The sequence below is a fragment of the Gordonia sp. B8661-1 genome (genome assembly GCF_059427765.1).
The window spans coordinates 82230-107923 of the sequence record NZ_JCAHRL010000002.1 but is presented as its reverse complement, the minus strand read 5'-3'; the positions used below and the strand labels follow the sequence as shown (position 1 = coordinate 107923).

Below are 25694 nucleotides of genomic sequence, written 5' to 3'. Positions count from 1 at the left end.
AAACGTTGGGTGACAACCAGGTGACTGACAGGGTTACTGGGCGTCCGACGAATACCGACATCCGAACACCGACGAATCGAGCCGGTCCGTGAATCTGCGCCGTAAACCGAAATATCTTGTGCTGCCGACGATCATCGCCGTCATCGCCCTGGCGGCCGCCGCCTGCTCGTCCCCGGGAAGCAGTGAGGTCGACCTCAGCAAACAACTGCCCACCGACATTCCCCCGAACACCACCCTGATCGTCGCCGATCAGCAGAACATCGTCCAGAACCTCCTGAGGTCAAGCGGGGTGGACAAGGATTTGCCCTACACGTTGCAGTACGCGAACTTCACCGGAGGCCCGGCGGTTCTCGAGGCCTTCCGGGCGGGCACCGCCGATGTGGCGCCGGTGGGCGACGTGCCACCGATACACGCGCAGCTCACTGATCAACAGGTCCCGATCATCCTGGCCAGGGAAAACCTCGACACCACCTACAATGTCGCCACGAGCCCGCAGGCCGCCCCCGGCCTCAGGACCGCAGACGACCTGCGCGGCAAGAAGATCGGTTACGCCGAGGGCACCGCACAGCAGGTCGTGGTTCTCCGTGCACTCAAGAACGCAGGACTGACCCCCGACGACGTGACCCTGGTCCGTCTGCAGCTGGCCGAGTTCTCGGAGGCGTTGGGAGCCAATGAGATCGACGCGGCACCGCTCAACGAGCCCCGTTTGACGCGCTACCTTCGAGACCATGGCCGCGATGGCGCATCCGTGATCGACAGCACGAGCCTCGGCCGCATCCACGAGGGCCTCGCGTATTACTACGCTCGCGGCGAGTCTCTCACCGACCCCGCAAAGTCCGCGGCGCTCAGGCATTTCGTCGGACTCATCGTGCGTGCGTACCACTGGATCAACACTCATCCCAAGGAGTGGATCGACGCGTACTACGTGAAAGATCAGAACGTCACCGCGAAAGACGGATGGAAGATCCTCGCGACCACCGGCACCACCGCGATCCCACCCCTTGACGACGCCCTCATCGAGCGACAGCAATCCACCATCGACGTACTCGAGGCCGCGGGCCAACTTCCGAAACCCGTGCGGGCCAAGGATTCCTTCGACCAGCGCTTCGCACCGGTCATCGAGGAGGCGGCCAAGGAATCCGGCGTCGACCGTACCCCCGGGAAGGTAACCCAGTGACCGTCCTCAGTCCTCGTTCCGCCACGTTCACCCGACCCGACCTCACCCGGATCAGAAACCACACCGACGACACCCGCCCCGAGCAACGCCATCCGGACCTGATTCGCCGCACCGGCCCCGTTCGGAGACTCGGGCCGGGCAAGGCCATCCCGTTCGGCTGGCTGCTGGGACCGGCGATCCTGGTCGCGGTGTGGATCATCGGTTCCGCCGTCGGATTCATCGACCCGCGCACCCTGCCGGCACCGTCGACCATCTGGTCGACCACGGTGGAACTGTGGACCGACGGCCGGCTTCCGACCAATATCCTTGCGTCCCTTCGCCTGGCGGCGATATCCCTGGTCATCGGTGTGGTGCTCGGTGTGATCCTCGCGCTCGTGTCGGGCCTCAGCCGGCTGGGCGAGGCACTGATCGACGGGCCCATCCAGATCAAGCGCGCCATCCCGACGCTCGCCGTCATCCCGCTCGCGATCATGTGGTTCGGCATCGGGGACACCATGAAGATCATCATCATCGCGACAAGCGTGCTGATCCCGGTCTACATCAACACGCACGCCCAGCTCCGGGGCGTCGACCTCCGCCACGTGGAACTGGCCCAGACGGTCGGATTGTCGCAGTGGCAGTTCATCCGCCGCGTGGCACTGCCCGGTGCGGTGCCCGGATTCTTCACGGGTCTCCGTCTGGCCGTGACGATCTCGTGGCTGGCACTGGTCGTCGTCGAACAGGTCAACGCCACCGAGGGCATCGGCTACCTGATGAATCAGGCGCGCACCTACGGACAACTCGACATCGTCGTGATGGGGCTGGTGGTCTACGCGATCTTCGGCCTGGTCGGCGACACGGTCGTGCGCACCATCGAGAGGAGGGCGCTGGCATGGCGACAGTCACTGGGCAGCTGACCGGGACCGCCCGTACACCCGATGCACACCGGACCGACGAGGTCCTCATCGCCCGTGACCTGACGCGGCGGTTCGGCGAGCGAACCGTCCTCGACGGCATCGACCTGTCGATCCGCCGCGGCGAGTTCGTCGCGCTGCTGGGCCGCAGCGGCAGCGGCAAGAGCACCCTGCTGCGCGCCATCGCAGGCCTCGACGACGGCGTGGACGGTGCGGGCGACCTGTTCGTCACCCCGAATACCGCTGTGGTGTTCCAGGATTCGCGGCTGCTGCCCTGGGCGCGGGTGCTGCCGAATGTCACGCTCGGCCTCGGCGGGCGTGAGGCGACGGCGGCGGGCCGCGACGCTTTGGCCGACGTCGGCCTCGCAGGGCGGGAACGCGCCTGGCCCACCGAGTTGTCCGGCGGCGAACAACAGCGGGTCGCGCTCGCGAGATCCCTTGTGCGGCAACCACGTCTTCTGCTCGCCGACGAACCGTTCGGTGCGCTCGACGCCCTCACCCGGCTCCGTATGCACGGCCTGCTCCGCGAGCTGTGCGCCAAGTACCGTCCCGGCGTCCTCCTCGTCACCCACGATGTGGACGAGGCGATCAGCCTGGCCGATCGCGTGCTGGTTCTCGACGGCGGCGGCTTCGTCGCCGACCGCACGCTCAGCGGGTTGGGCGCCAAGCGTTCTCTGCGCGACCCCGCATTCGTGGCTCACCGCGAGGCCCTGCTGACCGCGCTCGGCGTCGACACCGCGGAACCACACCACGAAGTACAGCCTTCCTAGATCATCCCGAGAGGACGAGCATGAGCACCACCCGGCAGTTGCATCTCAACGCGTTCATTTATCCGGCGGGACATCATGAGGCCGCGTGGCGGCACCCGCGTTCGCAGCCGGAGCGCATCTACGACGCCGACTACTACCAGGAGATCGGGCGCGCCGCCGAGGCCGCGAAATTCGATGCGGTGTTCTTCGCCGACGGACCCGCGCTGCGTACCGATGCCGCATGGAGTGCCGCCGGACGACTGGAGCCGATCACCCTGCTGACCGCGATCGCCGCGGCCACCGAACGCATCGGGCTCATCGCCACCGCCTCGACGACCTACTTCGATCCGTATAACCTCTCCCGGTTGTTCTCCAGCCTGGACTTCCTGTCGAAGGGACGTGCCGGATGGAACATCGTGACGACCTCCACCGATGCGGCGGCCGAGAACTTCGGACTCACCGAGCATCCCGATCCGTCCGAGAGATACCGGCGCGCCGGTGAATTCGTCGATGCGACACTACGGCTCTTCGACTCGTGGGAGGACGACGCGATCCTGATCGACGCCGAGAACGGCATCTACGCCGATGTCGACAAGATCCATCGTGCCGAGTTCGTCGGCGAACACCTCACGGTCCGTGGGCCTTTCACGGCACCACGGTCGCCGCAGGGGCATCCGGTGCTCGTGCAGGCGGGTGCGTCCGACGACGGACGGGCCTTCGCCGCCCGGTATGCGGAGGCGATCTTCACCGCCCACCAGTCGCTGACGAACGCCCAGACGTTCTACGCCGACATCAAGGACGGCGCCGCCCGCCTCGGCCGTAACCCGGACCACGTGGTGATCCTGCCCGGACTCAGTCCGTTCATCGGCGGCACCGAAGCCGAGGCGAAGGCGCTCGAGCGGGAGTTCAACGAACTGACGGTGCCCGCGTACGGGATCAAGCAGCTCCGGGGCATCACCGGGATCGACTTCGCCGAGGACGATCTCGACAGGCCGGTCTCACCCGGGATCTTCGGTGACGCCGGAGATGTGGTGCACAACAAGAAGAGCCGCAAGCAGGTGGTGGCCGAGATCGTCGAGAAGGAGCGGCCGACGCTGCGTCAACTGCTGCATCGCCTCGCCGGTGCTCGGGGGCACCGGGTATTCGCCGGCACCCCGGAACAGATCGCCGACACCATCGAGGACTGGTTCACCCACGAAGCCGCCGACGGCTTCAACGTCATGCCCCCCTATTACCCCGGCGGACTCACCGATTTCACCGAGTCGGTGGTCCCGATCCTGCAGCAGCGTGGGCTGTTCCGCGAGGAGTACACCGGCACCACGTTGCGTGATCACTTCGGTCTTCCGCGTCCGGAGAATCGTTTCGCGGCGTCCTCTGCTGCCGCACAAGCCAGTTGAGCCAGGTCGGCGGGCGGCCGCTACTACTGCACGTCTACCTGCCCACCGCGCTGATCGGCCTCGGCTCCGGCGTCACGATGCCGATGATCCCGCTCGCCGCCCTCGAACACGGAGCGACGGTGGCGGTGGCGGGTCTGGTCGCGGCGGCGAGCGGGTTCGGCACCATGGTGGCCGATCTGCCCGCGGGCAGACTGGTCGCCGCCATCGGTGAGCGTCTGTCCCTGGCGGCAGGCGGTGTCGTCGGGATCATCGGTGTGGCCCTGTGCCTCTCCGATCGCTCCCTGGTAACGCTGGTCGCGGGAGTGATCCTGGTCGGTCTGGCCCAGGCGGTCTGGGGTCTCGCGCGCCAGTCCTACATCGCCGCGGCGGTACCGGTGTCCCATCGGGGCCGCGCCATCTCGGCGATGGCCGCCATGAATCGTCTCGGCACTTTCGTCGGACCCTTCATCGGCGCCCTGGCGATGAGTCTGTGGCACCTGCAAGGCGCGTTCGGGGTGCAGCTCGCGGCCGTGATTCTGGCCACCGGACTGATGGCGACGTTGCGCGACGTCAGCGTCCCCGGCGCCGCGGGCCGTCCACCGGACAGCATCACGTCGGTCCTGGCCAATCACGGACGACCACTGTTCACCCTCGGCGTCGGGGCCGTCGCTCTCGGCATCCTGCGCGCCGTTCGTATCGTGGTGCTGCCTCTGTGGGCCGATCACGTCGGGATGTCCGGTCCCGCCATCGCCGTCCTGGTCGGGCTGTCCGGCGCCGTCGACGTGCTCGTGTCCTATCCGGCGGGTGCGGCCATGGATCGGCTGGGCCGTCGGGCCACCGCGGTGCCGTCGATGGTGGTCTTCGGCGGCGCGCTGGCCCTGCTCCCCCTGGCCTCGACTCCGGGGTCCGCGGTCGTCCTGGCGCTCGTCCTCGGACTGGGCAACGGATTGACCAACGGTCTCGTCATGGTGGTCGGCACCGACATCGCGCCGGAGACGGCGCGGCCACAGTTCCTCGCGCTCTGGCGACTGATGCACGACTCCGGCATGTGTATCGGCCCTGCCGCGCTGGGCGGTCTGGCCGCGCTGTGGGGTCTCGCCACGGCATCGGTCGGTCTCGGCGCGGTGGGGTTGGCCGGTGCCGCGATCTTCGCGGTCTTCCTGCCTCGCCGGCTCCCACACCCCCATCACGTGGTCGAAGAACCACTGTCGTCCGAGGAGGATCCCCATGACCATCGGCTTGCGCTACCGCGATCCGGAGTGGACGTCGCTGCGCGTGCACTCTCCGACGATCGACCTACAGCTGGCTCATCGTTCGGTACGCCGATTCGGTGACGGCCCGGTCACCGACGATCAGCTCGCTGCGATCGTCGCGGCCGCCCAGTCGGCTCCGACATCGTCCAACGTGCAGGCGTGGAGCGTGGTGGTGGTCCGCGACGCCGCGCGCCGTGATCGGCTCGCCGGATACGCGGGCGATCAGGAATTCATCCGCGCCGCACCGGTTCTGCTCGTGTGGCTGGCCGATCTCGGTCGGGTTCGGCGGTTGGCCGCGTCGCACGGCACCACCGCCGCCGCCACCGACTACCTGGAGGGCACCGTGCTCGGCTTCGTCGACGCCGCCCTGGCCGCCCAGAACGCGGTCGTCGCCGCCGAATCCCTCGGGCTGGGCACGGTGTTCGTGGGCGCCATCCGGAATCATCCGGCAGAGGTGGCCGCCGAACTCGCGCTGCCCGCCGGGACCTTCGCCACGTTCGGCCTTGCCCTCGGTGTGCCCGATCCGTCGGAGCGGGCCGGCGTGAAACCCCGTCTGCCCCAGAGTGTTGTCGTCCACTCCGAGCAGTACGACGCGAATCGGGACGTCGGGATCACGGAGTACGACGAGCGACTGCGGGCGTACAACGCCGAGTACGGACGATCCGCGGGGTGGATCGACACGGTGACCGCACGTCTCCGCGATACCGCCGCGCTGAAGGGACGTGAGGTCCTGCGGGCACGACTCGCCGACCAGGGTTTGCCGTCGCACTGACGCCGATCTGGATACGCCGGACCCGCCCGTGCTCGCGGGGCCCACGATCAGCGACCGTCGGTCGACCGACGCCGTCCGCGACGACCCGATCTACCGAAAATGCCTCGGCGAGCATGCTTCTCCGCACCGGTGTCGTCCTGCTTCCTGCTGCGCGCTTCCGCCGATCGGGCCGCGCGGCGCTCCGCCCACGCCGCCACGGTGACCTCGACGTCACGTGGCATGGTGATCAGCGGCGGCCCCGCGGGCAGTTGGAGACGAGCATGCATCACCCGTTCGTTGAACTGGGCGACCTCCTCCCGAACCGCCTTCTCGTTCGGCAACTGATCGAGCAGTTCGTCGAGTGCTGCGTCGTCCTTGCGCAACTGGATCGACGGCGGCAGGAACACGATCCCCTCTCGCTTCATGAATCGCTTGAGCCACCAGTCCGGGTCATCGGCGTCGGACAGGTCGAGCGGCTCACCACTGCCGGGGAGGTCGTCGAAGTCGCCCCGTTCGATCGCCTTCCGGATATGCATGTCGGCGAGCAGGGCGATCGCCGTCTCGGAGTCGAACGCGAAAGCAGAGGGGTTGACGAATGCGAGGGGCAGTTCGTGGTCGCTCATGATCGGCGCTCCCGGTAGCGGATCTATTCAAGTCACTTGTATTATGTCATACGTATTGCCAAAGAAGGTTCCCCTGTCGACCCGACCGATCGCCACACCGGACTTCCTCGACCACCTGAATGAAGGAGAGTCATAGTGCCGCAGTACTTTTTGACCCTGCCGCATGACGCCACCGACGAACCGACGATGGATTCGATGCAGGAGATGGATCCCGCCGAACTCGAGAACGTCATGGCTGCCGTCGAGAGGTTCAACAGCGACCTCGTCGCAGCTGACGCCTTCGTCACCGCGGGCGGACTGCATCCACCCTCCACCGCCATCACGGTCGACGCGACCGGTGACGTTCCGACACACACCGCCGCCCCGTTCGTCGAGGCAACCGAATACGTCGGCGGATTCTGGATCATCAACGCGACCGACACGACCGCCGCCGTCACCTGGGCAGAACAGGCGTCGGCCGCACTTCGATCACGCATAGAGGTACGCGCCCTCCAAGAAGCACCGGACTGACACTGGCATCCTGGTGGGATGCGTGCAGTGATACAGCGGGTCACAGAGGCGTCGGTGTCGGTGGACGGGCAGGTCGTCGGCGCGGTCGAACCGGGCGATGGCGGTCAGGGCATCGTCGCCCTGATCGGCGTCACCCACGACGACGGCCCGGAACAGGCGGCGACGCTGGCCGACAAGATCTGGCGGCTGCGCATCCTCGACGGCTCCGGCGACACCAAGCAGGTGTCGGCCTCCGACGTCGACGCACCGATCATGGTGATCAGTCAGTTCACTCTCTACGCGAACACCTCGAAGGGCCGTCGCCCGTCCTGGAACGCGGCCGCTCCCGGTCCCGTCGCCGAACCTCTCGTCGATGCCGTGGTGACAGCGCTGCGAGCGGCCGGCGCCACCGTCGCGACCGGGGTCTTCGGCGCGCAGATGGAGGTGTCCCTCGTCAACGACGGACCGGTGACGCTCGTCCTCGACGTCTGACCCTGCCGATCCCCATCACGCGCCGGTCAGCAATCCCTTCGCGATATGGGTCACCTGGATCTCGTTGCTGCCCGCATAGATCATGAGCGACTTGGCATCCCGGGCCAGCTGCTCGACCCGGTACTCGGCCATGTAACCGTTGCCGCCGAACAACTGCACCGCCTCCATGGCGACGTCGGTGGCCGCCTGCGACGCATAGAGTTTCATCGCCGACGCCTCCGCGAGCGTCGGCAGCTTGCCCTGTGTGATGCCCTCGAGCGACTGGAAGACCATGTTCTGCACGTTGAGTCGCGCCACCTCCATCTGGGCGAGCTTCAGCTGGATCAGCTGGAAGCGTGCGATCTCCTGTCCCCACAGCGTGCGGTTCTGCGCGTAATCCAGTGATACCCGCAGACATTCGTTGATGATGCCGAGGGCGAGCACCGCGACTCCCACGCGTTCGGCCACGAAATTGGCTCGCGCACTGTCCCGGCCATCGCCACCGGAGTGCTGTTCGGTCTCGCCGAGCAACCGGTCCGGCGTCAAGCGCACATCGTCGAAGGTCAGTTCCCCGGTGGGCGACGACATCATGCCCATCTTCTTGAACGCCTTGCCCTGCGTCAGCCCCGGCATGCCGGAGTCCAGCACGAAGGTCAGCACCTTCCGGTCGCGCGGGTCCGCCACCGAGTCGTCGGCGAGTTTGGCGTAGACGACGATGGTGTCGGCGTTGGGCCCGTTGGTGATGAAGGTCTTGCGGCCGTTGAGGATATAGTCCTCGCCGTCGCGTTTCACGTAGGTCGTCATACCGCCGAAGGCATCCGAGCCGCTGTCGGGTTCGGTGATCGCCCACGCCGCCACCTTCTCCATGGTGACCAACTCGGGCAGCCAGCGTTCCTGCTGCGCCAGAGTCCCGCGGGAGGCGATGGTGGCGGCACCGAGCCCGAGACTCACCCCGACCGATGCGACCATGCCGAGACTCAACCCGGCGAGTTCACTGACCATCAGGACCGCCATCGGCACCTGTCCGGCCATCTCTCCCAACCCACCGGGCTTCTTCTCCGAGGTATCCGACGCGCCTTCCCCCGCAACCGATTCCGCACGGGCGCGCTTCTTCTCCAGATAGCCCTTGACCGCCTCGGCGGCCATGGCGTCGAGGCCGAAGTCGGCGAAGAGCTTCCGAAGGATGGGATACGGGGTGATGGTGCCGCTCTCGAGTTCGTCGAGGTACGGGCGCACCTCACGATCGATGAACTCCCGCATGGCGTCCCGCATCATCAGATCGGTCTCGGACCACTCGATCATGGTCATGCCCTCCTGGCCAGGCGCACGTCGTCCGGCAGCCGCTCGGCGATGTCACCGATCTCCCAGGCACCTTCGGATTCGATGGTCTTGATGTCATGCCATCCCGCGAGCGTCGAGATGGCGCCTCCCTGCACCGCGAAGACCTGCCCGGTGAGCGGGCAGTCCTCGGTGGCCAGGTACGCCACCAGCGGCGAGATGTTGGCGGGGCTGAACGCGTCGAACTCTCCCTCGGGAACCTCTTCGGCGAAGATGGCGCCCATACCCGGGGTGGCCAGGGTGAGCCGGGTCCGCGCGATGGGTGCGATGGCGTTGACCCGTACCCCGTATCGATCGAGTTCGGCGGCGGCCACCTGGGTCAGTGCGGCGATACCCGCCTTCGCCGCACCATAATTCGTCTGTCCCGCCTGCGGCACGGTGGTACCCGACGCGGACGCCGTGTTGATCACGGCGGCATTGGGCTGATTGCCCGCCTTGGACTGCGCCTTCCAGTACGCGGCGGCATGATGCAGCACGGCCGCATGGCCTTTCAGATGTACGGCGATCACCGCGTCCCACTGGTCCTCCTCCATACCCGCGATGAAGGAATCGCGCAGAATACCTGCGTTGTTGACCACGACGTCGAGCCCGCCAAAGGCCTCGACGGCCTGCGCGATCAGCGCCTCGGCACCGGCCCACGAGGAGATGTCGTCGGTGTTGACGACGGCCTTTCCCCCACCCGCGACGATCTCGTCGACGACCTCCTGCGCCGGCGTCGCGTCCTGTCCTTCGCCCGAGTTGCTGCCGCCGACGTCGTTGACGACGACCGCGGCCCCCTCCCGGGCGAACAGCAGCGCATGCTCGCGGCCGATCCCCCGTCCCGCTCCGGTGATGACGGCGACCCGCCCGTCCAGTTCTCCCATGATCTGGTTCCTCCCTGCGCTGAAAGTGTCTGTGGGTGAATGAATGTCAGTCGGCGACGACGGCCAGACCGTCGGTGATCACCGAGTCCGCGCCACGCACCGCCTCGAAGGCGTACTCGGTGGTGCCCTCTCCGGTGCCGGCCTTCCAGATACGGGTCTCGAAATCGTCCCCGGGCAGCACCATCTTCGAGAAGCGCACCGCGAATCGCTTGAGACGGTGCACATCCGACCCCGCGACCTCGGTGAGCACCGCCCACGACGTGAATGCCATGGTGCACAATCCGTGCGCGATGATGCCCGGAAGACCCGCGTCCCTCGCGACCTCCTCGTCGAGATGGATCGGCATCGGATCACCGGATGCCGGTGCGTACCGGAAGGTCTGATCGTCGTCGACGTGCTGTGCGACCGTCGCATCCGGTGCCCGCTCGCGCAGGGCTGCGTCAAGAGAATGCGCCGGAGCCCGGTCCCCGACCTCGCCTCCGGCGTCATAGCCGCGGAAGAAGCCGACGATGAACTGTTCGTTGACGAGCTCGTCGTCGGCGGCCCGCGTCTCCAGGTGAATCGAGACGCGTGTACCGGACTCCACCGTGTCGTAGCCGATGACACGGGCGCGCGAGATGAGCCGATCACCCGGCCTGATCGGCCGATGGAAATGAAAGTCCTGCTCGCCGTGCACGATCCGCCCGAAGATCTCGATCGGCACCACATCGACCGCAGGCGACATCAGGGCGTCGAAGGCCGGGACGATCGCGAACACGGGCGGTGCGATCGCACCGTCGAGATGCGCGCGGATGGGATCGTTGGTGGCGGCGGCGTATTCGGCGATACGCTCGGCGGTCACCTCGAAGGTCTCCGGCTCCGCCCACTCGCCGATTGCCTCGTCGTTCATGGCGGACGTCGTGGTCATCTCAGACCGCCGCAAGCGAATCGAGCTTCTCGGTGGTGTCGGCGAGCTGCTTGGTGAAGTCCTTCTCGACGGCCTTGCCGAGAGCCCCCTTGATGAGGGCACCCTCGAAGTCGCCCTCCACCGCGAATACGCTGCCGCCGTCGTCCGCCGGCTCCAGGTTGAACGAGAACGACACCTTGACGCCCGCCATCCCGGTGCCCGACATGGCGACCTTCCGGGGTTCCACCACCTCGTCGACCGTCCACTCGATCTTGTTCGCCATGCCGAGCATCACGATCTTCTCCACCAGGCGGGAACCCGCCGAGATCGTGCTCGGCGGCTCCTCCAGCCACCCGGCATGAATGGTGAACCAGTCCCCCCAGGTCGCCGGGTCGGAGATGATCGCCCACACGGCGTCCGGCGATGCGTTCAGGGTCTTGCGAGAGTCGATGTGTCCCATGATGTTTCCTATCTCTCGAGTGATCGGTGTGATGGCGTGGTTCAGCGATCGGCGCGCTGGTAGGCGGTGACGACGGCCGCCCCACCCAGTCCGATGTTGTGGGCGAGTGCGGCGGTGACGCCGTCGACCTGACGTTTGTCCGCGGTTCCGCGCAGTTGCCAGTTCATCTCGGCGCACTGGGCGAGGCCGGTGGCGCCGAGCGGATGTCCCTTGGAGATGAGACCGCCGGAGGGGTTGACGACCCAGCGCCCGCCATATGTGGTGTCCCCGTTGTCGATCAGCTTGCCCGCCTCACCCGCGTCGCACAGGCCGAGCGCCTCGTAGAGGAGAAGTTCGTTGGCCGAGAAGCAGTCGTGCAGTTCGATGACCTGAAAATCCTCCGGCCCCAGACCGCTCTGGTCGTACACCGACCGGGCGGCCGCCTCGTTCATGTGATGGCCGATGATGCCCTTGCAGGTTCCGTCGAAGGTCGACTCGAAGTCGGTGGTCATCGCCTGTCCGACGATCTCGGTCGCCTGCCCGGCGAGACCGTGCGCATCGACGTAGTCCTCGGAGGCCAGGATCGCCGCGGCCGAGCCGTCGGAGGTCGGCGAACACTGCAGTTTGGTGAGCGGGTCGTAGATCATCCGTGAGCCGAGGATGTCGTCGAGACTGTATTCGTCCTGGAACTGGGCATACGGATTGTTCACCGAATGCCGATGATTCTTCAGGCCGATCTTCGCGAAATGCTCTGCCGTGGTGCCGTATTCCTTCATGTGCTCACGGCCGGCGGCCCCGAACATCCAGGGCGCGGGCGGGAAGAGCACCTCACTGATCTCGGCGAGCGCCATGAGGTGCTTCTCCATGGGCTGCGCACGGTCGTCGTAGGTCGATTCCAGCGAGCCGGGTTTCATCTTCTCGAAGCCCAGCGCCAGTGCACACTCGGCAAGGCCACCCCGAATCGCCTGTGCCGCAAGGTAGAGCGCGGTCGATCCGGTGGAACAGTTGTTGTTCACGTTGACCACCGGGATGCCGGTCATCCCCAGTTCGTAGACGGCTCGCTGCCCGGAGGTCGACTCACCGTAGACGTAGCCGACGTAGGCCTGTTCGACGTCGCGGTAGTCGATCCCCGCGTCGGTGAGGGCGTTCGTGCCCGACTCGCGGGCCATGTCCGGATAGTCCCAGGGCGTGCCGTCGTCATTGGTCCGCCGTCCGGGCTTCTCAAATTTCGTCATCCCCACGCCGATGACGTAGACCTTGCGTGCCACGTGCACTCCTCCCACTGGTCATTACCGCGTGCCACCTTCTTACATACAGGCATGCATGTTTGTAAATACCCGAGCCGAAGTCGCCCCGATCATTCGACAGGAGCCCTCGTGCGAGAGCTAGGAAGCCGGGGACGAACGGAATTGCAGCTCAGCGAGTTGCAGCAGCTGCCGCTTGACCCGGCGCCACTGACGATCCCGGCGCCGGAAATCCGGATCCGCATAGGCGCTCAGGAGTACTCCGCGGATGGCATCCATGGCGGTGTACACGAAGTCGCGGACATCCCGCGGATCGGCATCGGGCAGCATCGAGCTGAAGGCCTGCAGGTTCTCGTTGACGACGGGTTCCACGAGATCGATCTGCCCGGCCAGCGCCGGGTCGGTGCGGGCGGCCACCCACAGTTCGACGGTGGCGACGAACGTCGGCCCCAGATGCATCTGCCACAGCAGATCCAATCCCTGCGACAGCAGATCACCGGACTCGGCGATCTTCCCGAACTCCGCGACGGCCTCGTCGGTCCGCTTCTTCGCCAGATACTCGACGGCGGCGGTCACCAGATCCGCCTTCGACCCGAAGTGATGCAGTTGAGCGCCTCGTGTCACGCCGGCCTTCTCCGCGACGCGCGGAGTGGTGGTTCCCCCATAGCCGTACTCGACGAGGCAGGCGATGGTGGCGTCGAGCAACTTCGCCCGCGTTTCGGCGCTCCGCTGCTCCTGCGTGCGCCGGGGCCGCGACGATCCGAGTGCCATTCGCGCAGCATACATTCCCGATGCCGCACACGTCGCAGATGTCGCATTGCGCCGCCCGCAGGGACTTCGTTGCGGCCGTGGACAACTCGGCACCGGCCGGGACGATTCGCCGTCGGCGCGCCGCCACGCGCGCCCCGTGTCCCGGTCCAGCGGCGGGAGCGTGTTCCGCGACATGCGAAATCCGACATTCGCCGAGGTCGGCGAACATCGCCCGGACAATCCGGTTACGGTGGAGACATGGGACGCATCACCGCACGGCGGCGTGTGACTCGCATCAAACTCGGGGCGCCGGTCGGCGAACGCCCCGACGTCCTTGCGGCCGAGGAGCCGCTGGAGATACGGGTGAACGGCTCACCACTCGCCGTCACGATGCGCACCCCCGGCAACGACATCGAACTCGCCGCCGGGTATCTCGTCTCGGAGGGAGTCATCACCCGCGCCCAGGACGTGGTGACCGGCCGCTACTGCGCGGGCACCGACGATCAGGGCGCCAACACCTACAACGTGCTGGACATGACTCTCGCCGACGGCGTCGTCGTGCCGGACGGCGCCGCCGCCCGCAGCAACCCGATCACCAGCGCGTGCGGGATCTGCGGCAAGGACAGCATCGATGCGGTCGCCACCCGCTCACAGTTCGACACCGCCGACGACGATCTGACCATCCCGGCCGAAGAGGTGCTCGGCTTTCCGGACCGCCTCCGGGAGCGTCAGGCGGTGTTCGAGAAGACCGGCGGGCTGCATGCGGCTGCACTCTTCGACGGTCCGACCGGCGACGCTCTGGTCATCCGTGAGGACGTCGGACGGCACAACGCCGTGGACAAGGTGATCGGCTGGGCCGTGCTCGCTGATCGACTTCCCTTGCGGCACTGCGTTCTTCAGGTGTCCGGACGCGCGAGCTACGAACTCGTCCAGAAGGCCGCGATGGCAGGCATCCCGATGCTGTCAGCGGTCTCCGCGCCCTCGTCGCTGGCCGCCGACCTCGCCGAGGAGCGGGGCATCACGCTCGCCGGATTCGTTCGCGGCGAGTCGATGGTCGTCTATACGCGCCCCGACCGCATCAGTCTTCCGGCCTCGTAGGTTCAGGCAGGTCGCTGCGTCAGGATTCGCGGGCCGTCCGCCGTCACGGCGACGGTGTGCTCCCAGTGTGCGGCACGGGAATTGTCGTCGGTGACGACGGTCCAGTCGTCATCGAGCACACTGGTTTCGGTGGTACCGAGCGTCAGCATCGGTTCGATGGCCAGGGTGGAGCCGACGACGAGCAGCGGTCCCCGATTCGGCCGTCCCTCGTTCGCGAGGAACGGCTCCATGTGCATCTGGCGTCCGATGCCGTGACCGCCGTAGCCGGACACGATGCCGAACGACCTGCCGAATTTCTCCTCGGCCGCACGGGTTCCCAGCTCGATGGCGTGGGAGATGTCGGTGAGCCGGTTTCCGTCGACCATGGCCGCGATACCGGCCTCCATCGACAGCCGGGTGGCCTCGGAGAGTTCGGTATCGGCCGTCGACAGCTCCCCCACACCAAAGGTCCACGCCGAGTCACCGTGCCAGCCGTCGAGGATGGCACCGCAGTCGATGGACACCAGATCGCCCTCGGCCAGCACCACATCGGCAGACGGGATGCCGTGCACGACGACGTCGTTGACCGACGAACAGATCGATCCCGGAAAGCCGTTGTAGCCCTTGAACGACGGCACCGCACCGGCCTCGCGGATAACCGTCTCGGCCACCTCGTCGAGATCCAGCGTGGTGACACCGGGTGCGGCCGCGTTCCGGACCGCGACCAGCGCGGCCCCGACGATCGCGCCCGCCGCCGCCATCGCATCGAGCTCACCGGCGCTCTTGAAGGGCACCGGTTTCGGCTTACGAAAACCCATGAAGAAGAACTCAGGCGTTATCGAGCGCGCGCAGCACCCGCTGATGAACCTCGGCGACGTCACCGACGGCGTCGATGGTGGTCACCTGGTCGCCGTAGTACGCGAGCAACGGGGCGGTCTCCCGCTCGTACACCGCCATGCGGTTACGGATGGTCTCCTCGTTGTCGTCGGCACGACCACGGGCGAGCATCCGCTCGACCACCACATCGGTGTCGACGACGAACGACAGCACCTTGTCGAGCGTCGCGTCGAGCTTGGCGAGGATGTCCTTCAGAGCGTCGGCCTGCTCGGTCGACCGAGGGAAGCCGTCGAGGATGAAGCCCTTCGACGCATCGGGCTCGGCGACGCGCGCACGCACCATGTCGACCGTGATCTCCGACGGCACCAGGTCGCCGGCGTCGAGGTACCGCTTCGCCTCGACTCCGACCGCCGTGCCCTGGGAGATGTTGGCACGAAACAGGTCACCGGTCGAGATGTGCGGGATGCCGAGTGCTTCGGACAGCAGTTCGGCCTGGGTGCCCTTGCCGGCTCCGGGGGGGCCGAGAATCACGAGTCTCACTTGAGGAATCCTTCATATTTACGTTGCATCAACTGGCTGTTGATCTGCTTCATCGTGTCCAGACCCACGCCGACCATGATCAGGACGGCCGTGCCCCCGAATGGCAGGTTCTGCACACCGCCACTGTTGCCGATCTCCAGGAAGAGGTTCGGCAACACTGCGATCGTACCGAGGTAGATGGAGCCGGGCAGCGTGATACGGCTCAGGACATAGCCGAGATAGTCGGCCGTCGGCTGTCCGGGACGGATACCCGGGATGAAGCCGCCGTACTTCTTCATGTCGTCGGCTCGTTCCTCCGGGTTGAAGGTCACCGCCACATAGAAGTAGGTGAAGAAGATGATCATCGCGAAGTAGACCAGGATGTACACCCAGTGGCCCGGATCGGTCAGGTTCTGGCTGACCCAGCGCTGCCAGCCCGACTGCATGCCCTCCTGGCCCTGTGTCAACTGCAGGATCAGCTGCGGCAGGTACAGCAGCGACGAGGCGAAGATGACCGGGATGACGCCGGCCTGGTTCACCTTCAGCGGCAGGTAGGTCGACGAACCGCCGTACATCTTTCGGCCGACCATGCGCTTGGCGTACTGCACCGGGATACGGCGCTGGCCCTGCTCGATGAAGACCACGCCCGCGACGATCACCAGAGCGGCGACACACACCAGTGCGAACACCAGGGCGCCACGGGTGTCGAGAATGTTCTTGCCCTCGGCCGGGATGCGCGCGGCGATACCGGCGAGAATGAGCAGCGACATGCCGTTGCCGACACCGCGCTCGGTGATCAGCTCACCCATCCACATGACGACACAGGCGCCCGCGGTCATCACGAGCACGAGAATCGCGAGACCGAAGATCGACTGGTCGTGCAGGATCTCGGTGGCCTGCGAGCAGTCCTGGAGCAGCTGTCCACGATCGGCGAGCGCGACGATGCCGGTGGCCTGGAGCAGAGCCAGCGCGACCGTGAGGTAGCGCGTGTACTGCGTCATCTTGGCCTGGCCGGACTGGCCTTCCTTGCGCAGCTCCTCGAAGCGCGGGATGACCACGGTGAGCAGCTGGACGATGATGCTGGCCGTGATGTACGGCATGATGCCGAGCGCGAACACCGACAGCTGCAGGAGCGCGCCGCCGGAGAACAGGCTGATCAGTGAGTAGATGTTCGCGGAATCGCCACGCGACACCTCTTCGAGGCAGCCGTGCACGGCTTTGTAGTCGACGCCGGGCGACGGGATCGTCGCACCCAGGCGGTACAGGACGACGATGCCGATGACGAAGAAGATCTTCTTCCTCAGATCAGGCGTCCTGAAGGCCGCTACGAGCGGGGAAAACACTGACTCCTCCTAGGAACCACCACGCGCGAGGACTCGAGTCCCCCGGCGTGCTCGGCAGTCGACGGTGATCGAAGCGTCAAAGACAACAGGATGAACTGTAACAGTCAGGCCATCGGGGCTGGTTGGGGCGGACGCGTCGCGCACGACCATGTCCGACTCTCCGATGGCGGCAGAGCGATTGGAGACGACACGATGAGACGGCCGGGCGGCAGCGATGCTGCCGTCCCGGCCGGAGATCATCGAACGAACCGACTCACAGTTCGGTGACGCTGCCACCGGCAGCGGCGATCTTCTCCTTGGCCGAAGCCGTGAACTTGTTGGCGGTCACGTCGACCTTGACGGACAGATCGCCGTCGCCGAGCACCTTGACCAACTGGTTCTTGCGCACCGCACCGGCCGCGACGAGATCGTCGACGCCGATGGTGCCGCCCTTCGGGAAGAGCTTCTCGATGTCACCCACGTTGACGACCTGGTACTCGACCCGGTTGCGGTTGGTGAAGCCCTTGAGCTTCGGCAGCCGCATGTGGATCGGCATCTGGCCACCCTCGAAGGCGGCGGGCACGTTCTTGCGTGCCTTGGTGCCCTTGGTACCGCGACCGGCGGTCTTGCCCTTCGACCCCTCGCCGCGACCCACACGGGTCTTGTCGGTCTTCGACCCCGGAGCGGGGCGAAGATGATGGAGTTTGATGGTCATTACTTAACCTCTTCGACTGTCACGAGGTGACGAACCACGTTGATGAGGCCGCGGTTGATCGGGGTGTCCTCGCGGGTGACGGTCTTGCGGATGCCCTTCAGTCCGAGGGTCCGCAGGCTGTCACGCTGGTTCTTCTTGGTACCGATGGTGCCCTTGACCTGAGTGATCTTGAGTTCTGCCATTGGTGTCACGCTCCCTGGCCGGCACGCGCGCGCAACATGCCCGCGGGTGCAACATCTTCGATCGGCAGACCACGACGTGCGGCGACCTCTTCGGGACGCTGCAGCATCTTCAGCGCGGCGACGGTGGCGTGCACCACGTTGATCGCGTTGTCGCTGCCGAGGCTCTTCGCGAGGACGTCGTGGACGCCCGCGCACTCCAGCACGGCACGCACCGCGCCACCGGCGATCACACCGGTACCGGGGCTGGCCGGGCGCAGCATGACGACGCCGGCAGCGGCCTCGCCCTGCACCGGGTGGGTCACGGTGCCCGCGATCAGCGGCACGCGGAAGAAGTTCTTGCGAGCCTCTTCGACGCCCTTCTGGATGGCCGCGGGAACTTCCTTGGCCTTGCCGTAGCCGACGCCGACCATGCCCTGGCCGTCGCCGACGACCACGAGAGCGGTGAAGGAGAACCGACGTCCACCCTTGACCACCTTGGAGACACGGTTGATGGCGACGACGCGCTCGAGCTGATTGCGGTCCTCACGGTCGCGGCCTCCGCGATCGTCGCGGCGGCCACGGCCTCCGCGGCGGTCGCCGCCACGCTGGTCGCCACCGGTGTTGGCGGCGTTGTTGTCGTTTCCGGCGGGTCCGTTTCCGCCGTCACGCTGACGTCCGGGCATCAGAGGTTCCCTCCGGTCATGTTGGTGAAGCTGGTGTAGATGGTCATCAGAACTTCAGCCCTCCCTCGCGGGCGGCGTCGGCCAGTGCCGCGATCCGTCCGTGGTAGGCCTTGCCACCACGGTCGAACACGGCGGCGTCGACACCGGCGGCCTTGGCGCGGGCGGCGATCAGTTCGCCGACCTTGCGGGCCTGCGCGGACTTGTCGCCGCCTGCGGCACGCACGTCGGCCTCGATCGTCGACGCGGCGGCCAGCGTCTTGCCGGCCAGGTCGTCGATGAGCTGCACGTGGATGTGACGCGAGCTGCGCTTGACGGCCAGGCGCGGACGCTCCGGGGTGCCGTTGATCTTCTTGCGCAGACGGAAGTGACGATTTCCGGTCGCGGTGCGGCGACGCGTGGAGATGTCCTTGCCGACCGGCTTGCGGACAGTTGTGGTTGCTGTATCAGTCATGGCTTACTTACCCGTCTTTCCGACCTTGCGACGGATCTGCTCACCCTCGTAGCGAATGCCCTTGCCCTTGTAGGGGTCGGGGCGACGCAGACGGCGGATTTTCGCCGAGATCTCGCCGACCTTCTGCTTGTCGATACCCGAAACCGAGAACTTCGTCGGGGACTCCACGGCGAAGGTGATGCCTTCGGGGGCCTCGATCGGCACGGGATGGCTGTAGCCGAGGGCGAACTCGAGGTCCTTGCCCTTGGCCTGCACGCGGTAACCGACACCGAAGATCTCCATCTTCGTGGTGTAGCCCTGCGTGACACCGACGACCAGGTTGTTCACCAGGCTGCGGTTGAGTCCGTGGAGGGCGCGGTTGCGACGCTCGTCGTTCGGCCGGGTGACAACGATGCTGCTGTCCTCCTTGGCCACGGCGATGGGCTCGGTGACCGTCAGGGACAGCTCACCCTTGGGGCCCTTGACCTTGACGTTCTGGCCCTCGATGGCGACATCGACGCCGGACGGAATCTCGATGGGGTTCTTGCCAATACGCGACATGTTTCTCTACCCCTCCCTCACCAGACGTAGGCGAGGACTTCGCCGCCCACGCCCTGGTTGGCTGCCTGACGATCGGTGAGCAGGCCGGACGACGTGGAGATGATCGCCACGCCGAGGCCACCGAGCACCTTGGGCAGATTGGTGGACTTTGCGTACACCCGCAGACCGGGCTTGGAGACGCGGCGCAGACCAGCGATGCTGCGCTCGCGGCTCTGGCCGTACTTGAGGGTGACGATGAGGTTCTTGCCGACCTCCGCGTCCTCGACGCGGTAGTCGGTGATGTAGCCCTCGCGCTTGAGGATCTCGGTGATGTTCACCTTGATCTTCGACGACGGGAGGGTCACCTCGTCGTGATACGCCGAGTTGGCGTTGCGCAGACGTGTCAGAAAGTCTGCGATCGGGTCAGTCATGGTCATGGTTGACCGTCAACCTTTCTCGTAGCGGTTCCCATACAGCGCCGGTCGCCGGGAAAAGTCCCTGACCTGCGGTGGGCCTTCCACGAAGTGGATAGTTGTAAAAGGTTCTCGCCACCGATGCCCTCTGGCTTTTCGCCGGCACCGGTGACTATTCGGTTGTGCTGTGCAGCCCCGGGCCATGACCACAGGGCGTAGGCAACCGTTCTAGTGTAGGGAATTGGCTGGCCAGACCCAAATCGGCGGCCGTGGCCCAGCGGCTGCGTCGGCGTAACCGTCACCGCTGCGGGGTGATCGGCGGCGTGTCGCGGACTTTGGCGGCGCAGCGGTGACGGTTACGCCAACGGCCGGTGGTCGTAGCGGGAGGTCGGGACGACGTCGAGATTCTTGTCGGCGCCGAACCGGGTGACGCTGGCGATCATCTTCGTCATCCGGTCGTCGAGTTCGGCCTTGTCTCCCCCGCTGCCGTAGAACTCGTGGATGTCGGAGACCGCCGCCATCGGGAACAGTTCCTCGACGATGGCGTCCACATGCGGGGTGACCTCGGTCAGCGGCCGTTCGACGACGTTCTGGTAGTAGCCGAAGGTGGCCTGGGTGTCGATCGCGACCTGAGTGTGGTCGTCGAGCCAGATGCTCTTCCACTCCTCGTACGGCAGATCGTCGGGGCGGCGCAGGAACGCGATGTTCGACAGCGCGTCGATGCGGCTGCCGTCGCCCGGCAGCTCCGGGTCGAGTGGCGCGCGCTCGGTGACCTCCCATGCGGCGATCCGGCCCACCCGACCGGCGATGGCATCGAGCACCGGCTTCGGCTCGCCGTCGGTCCAGAACATGACGATTCCCCCGATCGGCGGATCCAGTTCACTGATGCACATCGCACCGTCCACCGCGGCGTCGCTGATGTTGACCTGCAGGCGATTAGCGCCCGCGGCCCGGACGACGTCACGCAGGCTCTCGCCGCCGAGCCGACCGTCGAGTCCGTCGCCCCAGATCGCGACGATCACCTTCACCATCCCGCCGACGCTACTCGTCGCGGCGCTTGTCGGTACCCCGTGGTCTCATCGAGCGGTATTCGAACAAAGGAGCGAACGGTGACCGATCCCGCCCAGCACGATTCCACCCGGCCCGGCCACGCCATGCGCGATCTGCCGCGGTGGCATCCCAACCCGTTCGTTCGGAGCACGGTCGACGTCATTCGCAAGCGGGGCTGGCAGGTCACCGCGGTCGGCGAGAGCTGCACATGCGCATCGCCGGACTGCACGGCTCCGGAATGCCCGTTCGCCTACACCTCCGGCCTCACCCTCGCCGGCATCCCGGAACTCGCGATCTACGGCCACCGTCAGATGAAGAGCACGTTGATCCTCAACGAGGTGGCGCGCCTGCTGCAGCGCCACGACTGGCAGCAGATCGTCGACCGGCGCATCCCGCTCACGCTGGAGACCCTGGCGGCACCGGTGCGGCTCATCCACGCCCTCGACAAGGACGACATGCTGATGGCCAACCTGCTCTTTCCGGATGCTCCTGCGTTACAGGTGATCTGGGCCGACGACTACCACCGGCTGCCGTGGGAGGCGGGATACTCACTGTTGCCGATGCACCAGCCGCTCAAGGGATTCCCGGACCTGTTACCGGACCGTGCACCGAGGAGCCCGCGAGTCATCACGCCCGACGCTAGTGTCGACGCATGGACCGCCGACGATTCCTGACAGCCGGTCTCATCGGCGGGCTGGCACTGGCGACCGGGTGTTCCCCGGAATCGGGACGGGGCGGCGAATCCGGCCAGTCCGGCCGGGCACCGGACGCCCCGGGGGTCACGACCGTCGCGACCGGACTGAATGTGCCGTGGGCGATCATCTTCCTGCGCAACGGTGACGCTCTGGTCTCCCAGCGCGATGACGCGAGCATCGTCCGCGTCACCGCCGACGGCACCGTACGCACCGTCGGCGATGTGTCCGGGGTGGCGCCCCGGGGCGAGGGTGGTCTGCAAGGCCTCGCGATGCGGCCGGGTGACGAATCCGCGGTGTACGCCTACTACACGACCGACCGCGACAACCGTGTTGCCCGAATGGATTTCAACGGCACCCGCCTCGGCCCTCCCCGGCCGATCCTGACCGGCCTGGACACCGCCTACAACCATCACGGCGGCGCCCTGCTCTTCGATGGCGCGGGCAGCCTGTTCGTCGCCGTCGGCGACGCGGCGCAGGCCGGGGTCGCACAGGACCGCCGGAACCTCAACGGGAAGATCCTGCGCCTCACTCCCGACGGAAAACCGTGGCCGGACAACCCTTTCGGGAACGAGGTGTACTCCTTCGGACACCGGAACGTGGAGGGTCTGGCGTTCGATCGTAGCGGCAGGCTGTGGGCCACGGAGTTCGGCGCGAATGCCACCGACGAACTCAATCGCATCCGGGCCGGCGGCAACTACGGCTGGCCGATCGTCGAGGGCGCATCCGACGATCCCCGGTTCGTCGTACCGCACACCACGTGGACGACCGCCGAGGCATCCCCTGCCGGACTGGCAATCGTCGGCGACCGGGCGTATGTCGCCGCACTCCGCGGCACACGGCTGTGGTCGGTGGACATCGCCGACGGATCGTCGGACCGGCGGAACTCCCGACTGGACGGGACACATGGGCGGCTTCGCGCGGTCGCCGCCGCACCCGACGGCTCGCTGTGGGTCGGCACCAGCAACACCGACGGCCGCGGACAACCGACGCGCGAGGACGACCGAATTCTCCGGATATCCCCGTGGTGAGAATTTTTTCGGCCCACGGTGTCGATTCCGGCGGACCTCGCCCGTCACCCCGATGCAAGGACCGACCACCCACCGACGAAAGGACCGATCATGAAATACGTAGTGCTGCTGGCCGACGACGGCGACGTACCACCGTGGGCCGAGCTCACCGAGGAGGAACAGGGCAAACTCCTGGAGCGATTCGGCGAATTCGACGAGGCGTGCAAGGCACGCGACGGCGTGGAGATCCTGTCCGGCGAACCGCTGCAGGACGGCTCCACCGCGACGACGATGCGCACCCGCAATGGTGACGTCGTCCTCACCGAGGGCCCGTTCGCCGAGGCCTACGAGGGTTTGGGCGGCTACTACCTGATGGAGGTTCCGAGCCTGGACGTGCTGGTGGAGGTCCTCCGCTTCCTGCCGCCGTACGACATGGAACTACGGCCGGTCGGCATGGGCGGCTGACCGGATGTCTTCGGACGAGACGATCGAGCGTGTGCACCGGTACTCCTGGGCGCATCTGCTCGGTCGTCTCGTCGCCTATTCGAATCGGATCGACCTGGCCGAGGATTCTCTCGCGGACGCGTTCGCGACCGCCGTCGACGCGTGGTCGGACGCCGCACCCGACAATCCCGAAGGCTGGCTCTACACCGCCGCCAAACGCCGGATCATCGATGCCGTCCGGCGCGAACGCACCGCGGACCGCGAGGCTCACCGGCTCGTCGAACGCGAGCCACCGGAGGCGCCTGCCACCGACGACGGCATCGATCACCGCCTCAGTCTGCTCTGGCTGGCCGCACATCCGGCGCTGTCGGCCGAGGTGCGCCCGGCGCTGGCGCTCCGCTTCGTCCTCGGTGTTCCCACACCGCGGATCGCCGAACTGTTCCTCGTCCCGCTTCCGACGATGGCCGCCCGTCTGACCCGCGCGAAGAAGCGGATCGCCTCCACCGGTATCTCGTTCTCTCTCGACGAGACCGGTGCGTGGCATGACCGGGCCGACGACGTCGCCCGCACCATCATGCTGGCCTATACCGCGGGCTACTTCGCCGATCCGTCTCCGACGAGCCCGTCGTCCACCGACGAGGCCGTCGAACTCGCCCGGCTGGCAACGGATCTGGTCCCGTCGTCGGCATCACTGGCCGCACTCGCGGCACTCGTCACGCTCCAGCACGCGCGGCGACACGCACGTCATACCGCCGATGGCGTTCTCATCACGCTGGCCGAACAGGACCGCGATCGCTGGGCGCGCGCCGAACTCACCGACGGGCTCCGACGGTTTACGCGGCTCGAACCCACCACCGGGTACGCCGAACAACTACGGCTGATGGCGGCCATCTCCGCATTCCATTCCGTGGCCCCGTCGTACGCCGACACCGAGTGGGACCGTATCGACAACGTTTACGGAAAGCTGCATCAACTCACCGATTCGCCTGTCGTGCAATTGAATCGAACTGCTGCGAATCTGCTTGCCGGTCGGCCCGTCGACCCACGGACCATCGACGATGTGGAACGGGCACTGCACGGACACCATCGGATCGCGATCGTCCGTGCCGAATACCTGTACTCGGGCGGTGACCGCGCCGGGGCCCGGGCCGCGCTTGTGGCCGCTCTGGCCACCTGCCCGGACGGACCCGAACGCGAACATGTCATCCGCCGGATCGACAGCCTCGACGGGACCGATGACCGCCGCCTGACCATCGCGCCAGATCCTCCCGCTTGCAAGGAGACCGGACGACCCGACGCGTGTTAGGTTGACCGCCCGTCGGCTGCCACGGGCCGCTCCGGGGGTGACCGCAGAGGGGAATCGCCATGTCACTCAGCACATCCGGATCGTCGGCTCCTACCCGTTGGCGCAGGGTCGTCACGGCCGCGGCGGCACTGGCCGCCATCACGGCCACGGCCACCGGTCTCGCCGCCCCGGCGGGCGCCACGGACGGGGAGCGACTCGCCGCGCACATCGCCGCGGGCGCGAAGAAGCCGGTCGTCACCGAGCAGGTCTTCCACGGGCGGAGTACCTGGTTCAGCCCTCGGGGCACCGGGCCCGCGCAGACCTCGTTCCTGGCGGCTTTCGCTCATGGCCTCGGCAACCCCGGCATCGCACCGCCGGGCGCCAACGACTGGACGTGCCGACCCACTCGCGGACGAGCACCCGTAGTCCTGGTGCACGGTACCTGGGAGAACGCGTACAACAACTGGGCGATGGTCTCACCCGCCCTCAAACGCGAGGGTTACTGCGTCTTCGCCCTCAACTACGGAATCCTGCCGACCGCCCGCGGCGGAGGTCTCGGGCCGGTTCTGCCCGGCGCGTACGCCACCGGCGACATCGCCGAGTCCGGAGCGCAGATCGGACAGTTCGTCGACCGGGTCCGCCGCGCGACCGGCGCCGACACGGTGAACATGGTCGGACATTCACAGGGCGGGATCGCCGCGCGGCAGTACATCCGATACGGGGGCGGCGCGGACAAGGTCGACAACATGGTCACCCTGGGAGCCACCAACACGGGCACCACCCTGGTCGGCATCGGCACCCTGGGACGCACCATCAACAATCTCGGGATCGACGTCCTTGGCCCGATCGCACTCTTCGTCGGAGCGTCGGGCATTCAGCAGGTCTACGACTCACCGTTCATCACCAACCTCAACCGTGGTGGTCGCTACGCCATCGGCGATGTGCGATACACGATCATCGGCACCCGCTACGACGAGGTCAGTACTCCGTTCACGCGGACGTTCTTCCCTCCCGGCACCAAGAACACGCGAAACATCCTGGTGCAGAACGGTTGTCCACATGACACATCCGACCATCTGGCATTGAGCTATTCACCCCGGGCGGTGTCTCTCGTGCTCAACGCGCTGGACCGTTCGTCACCGGTCGTCTGTGCACCGAACCCGTGGCTGGTCGGCTGACACACGACGTACTCCGACCGGCCGACGGGAATCGGA

General features: G+C 66.6%; 31 protein-coding genes. 14 read left to right on the top strand and 17 right to left on the bottom strand.

Annotated features, from left to right (window positions below):
• Positions 1–88: 88 nt before the first annotated feature.
• The 6 genes from AC4JJG_RS04360 to AC4JJG_RS04335 all read left to right on the top strand — a co-directional run bounded on the left by AC4JJG_RS04360 (position 89) and on the right by AC4JJG_RS04335 (position 6220).
• Complete coding sequence (locus AC4JJG_RS04360; protein ID WP_495399707.1) at positions 89–1177, top strand: ABC transporter substrate-binding protein; 1089 nt, start codon at positions 89–91, stop codon at positions 1175–1177.
• Between the two features lie 98 nt (positions 1178–1275).
• Positions 1276–2073, top strand: a complete 798-nt coding sequence (locus tag AC4JJG_RS04355) for an ABC transporter permease (RefSeq protein ID WP_495400471.1) — start codon at positions 1276–1278, stop codon at positions 2071–2073.
• Complete coding sequence (locus AC4JJG_RS04350; RefSeq protein ID WP_495399706.1) at positions 2049–2840, top strand: ABC transporter ATP-binding protein; 792 nt, start codon at positions 2049–2051, stop codon at positions 2838–2840. Before AC4JJG_RS04355 ends, AC4JJG_RS04350 begins: the two co-directional genes overlap by 25 nt.
• 20 nt (positions 2841–2860) lie before the next feature.
• Entirely contained in the window at positions 2861–4216 is a 1356-nt protein-coding gene (locus AC4JJG_RS04345) for an LLM class flavin-dependent oxidoreductase (protein ID WP_495399705.1), read from the top strand.
• Complete coding sequence (locus AC4JJG_RS04340; RefSeq protein WP_495399704.1) at positions 4213–5529, top strand: MFS transporter; 1317 nt, start codon at positions 4213–4215, stop codon at positions 5527–5529. The genes AC4JJG_RS04345 and AC4JJG_RS04340 overlap by 4 nt, the downstream gene beginning before the upstream one ends.
• Positions 5423–6220 carry an NADPH-dependent oxidoreductase gene (locus AC4JJG_RS04335; RefSeq protein WP_495399703.1) on the top strand — a complete coding sequence of 266 codons (798 nt, stop codon included), beginning with the start codon at positions 5423–5425 and terminating at the stop codon, positions 6218–6220. The genes AC4JJG_RS04340 and AC4JJG_RS04335 overlap by 107 nt, the downstream gene beginning before the upstream one ends.
• A 47-nt stretch (positions 6221–6267) precedes the next feature.
• Here AC4JJG_RS04335 and AC4JJG_RS04330 read toward each other — a convergent pair whose 3' ends face one another.
• The gene (locus AC4JJG_RS04330; RefSeq protein WP_495399702.1) at positions 6268–6822 is read right to left on the bottom strand and encodes a DnaJ family domain-containing protein; all 555 of its coding nucleotides are present in this window, start codon (positions 6820–6822) and stop codon (positions 6268–6270) included.
• A 135-nt stretch (positions 6823–6957) separates the two neighbouring features.
• Between AC4JJG_RS04330 and AC4JJG_RS04325 the strand changes: the two genes are divergently transcribed.
• The gene (locus AC4JJG_RS04325; protein WP_495399701.1) at positions 6958–7332 is read left to right on the top strand and encodes a YciI family protein; all 375 of its coding nucleotides are present in this window, start codon (positions 6958–6960) and stop codon (positions 7330–7332) included.
• A gap of 18 nt (positions 7333–7350) precedes the next feature.
• Positions 7351–7803 carry a D-aminoacyl-tRNA deacylase gene (gene dtd / locus AC4JJG_RS04320; RefSeq protein ID WP_495399700.1) on the top strand — a complete coding sequence of 151 codons (453 nt, stop codon included), beginning with the start codon at positions 7351–7353 and terminating at the stop codon, positions 7801–7803.
• 15 nt (positions 7804–7818) lie between these two features.
• Here the strand turns inward: dtd and AC4JJG_RS04315 are convergent, their stop codons facing one another.
• The 6 genes from AC4JJG_RS04315 to AC4JJG_RS04290 all read right to left on the bottom strand — a co-directional run bounded on the left by AC4JJG_RS04315 (position 7819) and on the right by AC4JJG_RS04290 (position 13323).
• Positions 7819–9084, bottom strand: coding sequence for an acyl-CoA dehydrogenase family protein (locus AC4JJG_RS04315; protein WP_495400470.1), 1266 nt, complete (start codon positions 9082–9084; stop codon positions 7819–7821).
• A 2-nt stretch (positions 9085–9086) separates the two neighbouring features.
• A complete protein-coding gene (locus AC4JJG_RS04310; protein WP_495399699.1) occupies positions 9087–9983 on the bottom strand; it encodes an SDR family oxidoreductase in 897 nt (298 codons plus the stop codon).
• A 46-nt stretch (positions 9984–10029) separates the two neighbouring features.
• Positions 10030–10890 (bottom strand): MaoC/PaaZ C-terminal domain-containing protein, encoded by an 861-nt coding sequence (locus AC4JJG_RS04305; RefSeq protein ID WP_495399698.1) that lies wholly within the window; start codon positions 10888–10890, stop codon positions 10030–10032.
• 1 nt (position 10891) lies between these two features.
• Positions 10892–11329 (bottom strand): type II toxin-antitoxin system Rv0910 family toxin, encoded by a 438-nt coding sequence (locus AC4JJG_RS04300; protein WP_495399697.1) that lies wholly within the window; start codon positions 11327–11329, stop codon positions 10892–10894.
• Positions 11330–11370: 41 nt separating this feature from the next.
• On the bottom strand, positions 11371–12576 hold the full coding sequence (locus AC4JJG_RS04295) for a lipid-transfer protein (RefSeq protein ID WP_495399696.1): 1206 nt from the start codon (positions 12574–12576) through the stop codon (positions 11371–11373).
• A gap of 117 nt (positions 12577–12693) precedes the next feature.
• Positions 12694–13323: a TetR/AcrR family transcriptional regulator gene (locus AC4JJG_RS04290; RefSeq protein ID WP_495399695.1), complete on the bottom strand. Its 630-nt coding sequence runs from the start codon at positions 13321–13323 to the stop codon at positions 12694–12696.
• A gap of 237 nt (positions 13324–13560) precedes the next feature.
• Here AC4JJG_RS04290 and fdhD point away from each other — a divergent pair, with 237 nt between their 5' ends.
• On the top strand, positions 13561–14400 hold the full coding sequence (gene fdhD / locus AC4JJG_RS04285) for a formate dehydrogenase accessory sulfurtransferase FdhD (RefSeq protein ID WP_495399694.1): 840 nt from the start codon (positions 13561–13563) through the stop codon (positions 14398–14400).
• Between the two features lie 2 nt (positions 14401–14402).
• Here fdhD and map read toward each other — a convergent pair whose 3' ends face one another.
• From map to AC4JJG_RS04235, 10 genes are all read right to left on the bottom strand, one after another.
• On the bottom strand, positions 14403–15197 hold the full coding sequence (map, locus tag AC4JJG_RS04280; protein ID WP_495399693.1) for a type I methionyl aminopeptidase: 795 nt from the start codon (positions 15195–15197) through the stop codon (positions 14403–14405).
• Positions 15198–15207: 10 nt separating this feature from the next.
• Complete coding sequence (locus tag AC4JJG_RS04275; RefSeq protein ID WP_495399692.1) at positions 15208–15756, bottom strand: adenylate kinase; 549 nt, start codon at positions 15754–15756, stop codon at positions 15208–15210.
• Positions 15753–17078 (bottom strand): preprotein translocase subunit SecY, encoded by a 1326-nt coding sequence (gene secY, locus AC4JJG_RS04270; RefSeq protein ID WP_495399691.1) that lies wholly within the window; start codon positions 17076–17078, stop codon positions 15753–15755. The genes AC4JJG_RS04275 and secY overlap by 4 nt, the downstream gene beginning before the upstream one ends.
• A gap of 253 nt (positions 17079–17331) precedes the next feature.
• A complete protein-coding gene (gene rplO / locus AC4JJG_RS04265; protein ID WP_495399690.1) occupies positions 17332–17772 on the bottom strand; it encodes a 50S ribosomal protein L15 in 441 nt (146 codons plus the stop codon).
• The gene (gene rpmD / locus AC4JJG_RS04260; protein WP_495399689.1) at positions 17772–17954 is read right to left on the bottom strand and encodes a 50S ribosomal protein L30; all 183 of its coding nucleotides are present in this window, start codon (positions 17952–17954) and stop codon (positions 17772–17774) included. Before rpmD ends, rplO begins: the two co-directional genes overlap by 1 nt.
• Positions 17955–17959: 5 nt before the next feature.
• Positions 17960–18616: a 30S ribosomal protein S5 gene (rpsE, locus tag AC4JJG_RS04255; RefSeq protein ID WP_495399688.1), complete on the bottom strand. Its 657-nt coding sequence runs from the start codon at positions 18614–18616 to the stop codon at positions 17960–17962.
• A 46-nt stretch (positions 18617–18662) separates the two neighbouring features.
• A complete protein-coding gene (gene rplR, locus AC4JJG_RS04250; RefSeq protein WP_495399687.1) occupies positions 18663–19067 on the bottom strand; it encodes a 50S ribosomal protein L18 in 405 nt (134 codons plus the stop codon).
• A 3-nt stretch (positions 19068–19070) separates the two neighbouring features.
• Entirely contained in the window at positions 19071–19607 is a 537-nt protein-coding gene (rplF, locus tag AC4JJG_RS04245; RefSeq protein ID WP_495399686.1) for a 50S ribosomal protein L6, read from the bottom strand.
• Positions 19608–19624: 17 nt separating this feature from the next.
• Positions 19625–20023: a 30S ribosomal protein S8 gene (rpsH, locus tag AC4JJG_RS04240; protein WP_495399685.1), complete on the bottom strand. Its 399-nt coding sequence runs from the start codon at positions 20021–20023 to the stop codon at positions 19625–19627.
• Positions 20024–20355: 332 nt separating this feature from the next.
• Positions 20356–21030 (bottom strand): hypothetical protein, encoded by a 675-nt coding sequence (locus AC4JJG_RS04235; protein WP_495399684.1) that lies wholly within the window; start codon positions 21028–21030, stop codon positions 20356–20358.
• 78 nt (positions 21031–21108) lie between these two features.
• Here AC4JJG_RS04235 and AC4JJG_RS04230 point away from each other — a divergent pair, with 78 nt between their 5' ends.
• The 5 genes from AC4JJG_RS04230 to AC4JJG_RS04210 all read left to right on the top strand — a co-directional run bounded on the left by AC4JJG_RS04230 (position 21109) and on the right by AC4JJG_RS04210 (position 25658).
• Positions 21109–21723 carry a DUF4262 domain-containing protein gene (locus AC4JJG_RS04230; RefSeq protein ID WP_495399683.1) on the top strand — a complete coding sequence of 205 codons (615 nt, stop codon included), beginning with the start codon at positions 21109–21111 and terminating at the stop codon, positions 21721–21723.
• Entirely contained in the window at positions 21702–22772 is a 1071-nt protein-coding gene (locus AC4JJG_RS04225; protein ID WP_495399682.1) for a PQQ-dependent sugar dehydrogenase, read from the top strand. The genes AC4JJG_RS04230 and AC4JJG_RS04225 overlap by 22 nt, the downstream gene beginning before the upstream one ends.
• A 90-nt stretch (positions 22773–22862) precedes the next feature.
• The gene (locus tag AC4JJG_RS04220) at positions 22863–23216 is read left to right on the top strand and encodes a YciI family protein (RefSeq protein ID WP_495399681.1); all 354 of its coding nucleotides are present in this window, start codon (positions 22863–22865) and stop codon (positions 23214–23216) included.
• 4 nt (positions 23217–23220) lie between these two features.
• On the top strand, positions 23221–24501 hold the full coding sequence (locus AC4JJG_RS04215; protein ID WP_495399680.1) for an RNA polymerase sigma factor: 1281 nt from the start codon (positions 23221–23223) through the stop codon (positions 24499–24501).
• A gap of 59 nt (positions 24502–24560) precedes the next feature.
• On the top strand, positions 24561–25658 hold the full coding sequence (locus AC4JJG_RS04210) for an esterase/lipase family protein (RefSeq protein ID WP_495399679.1): 1098 nt from the start codon (positions 24561–24563) through the stop codon (positions 25656–25658).
• The last annotated feature ends 36 nt before the right edge of the window (positions 25659–25694 follow it).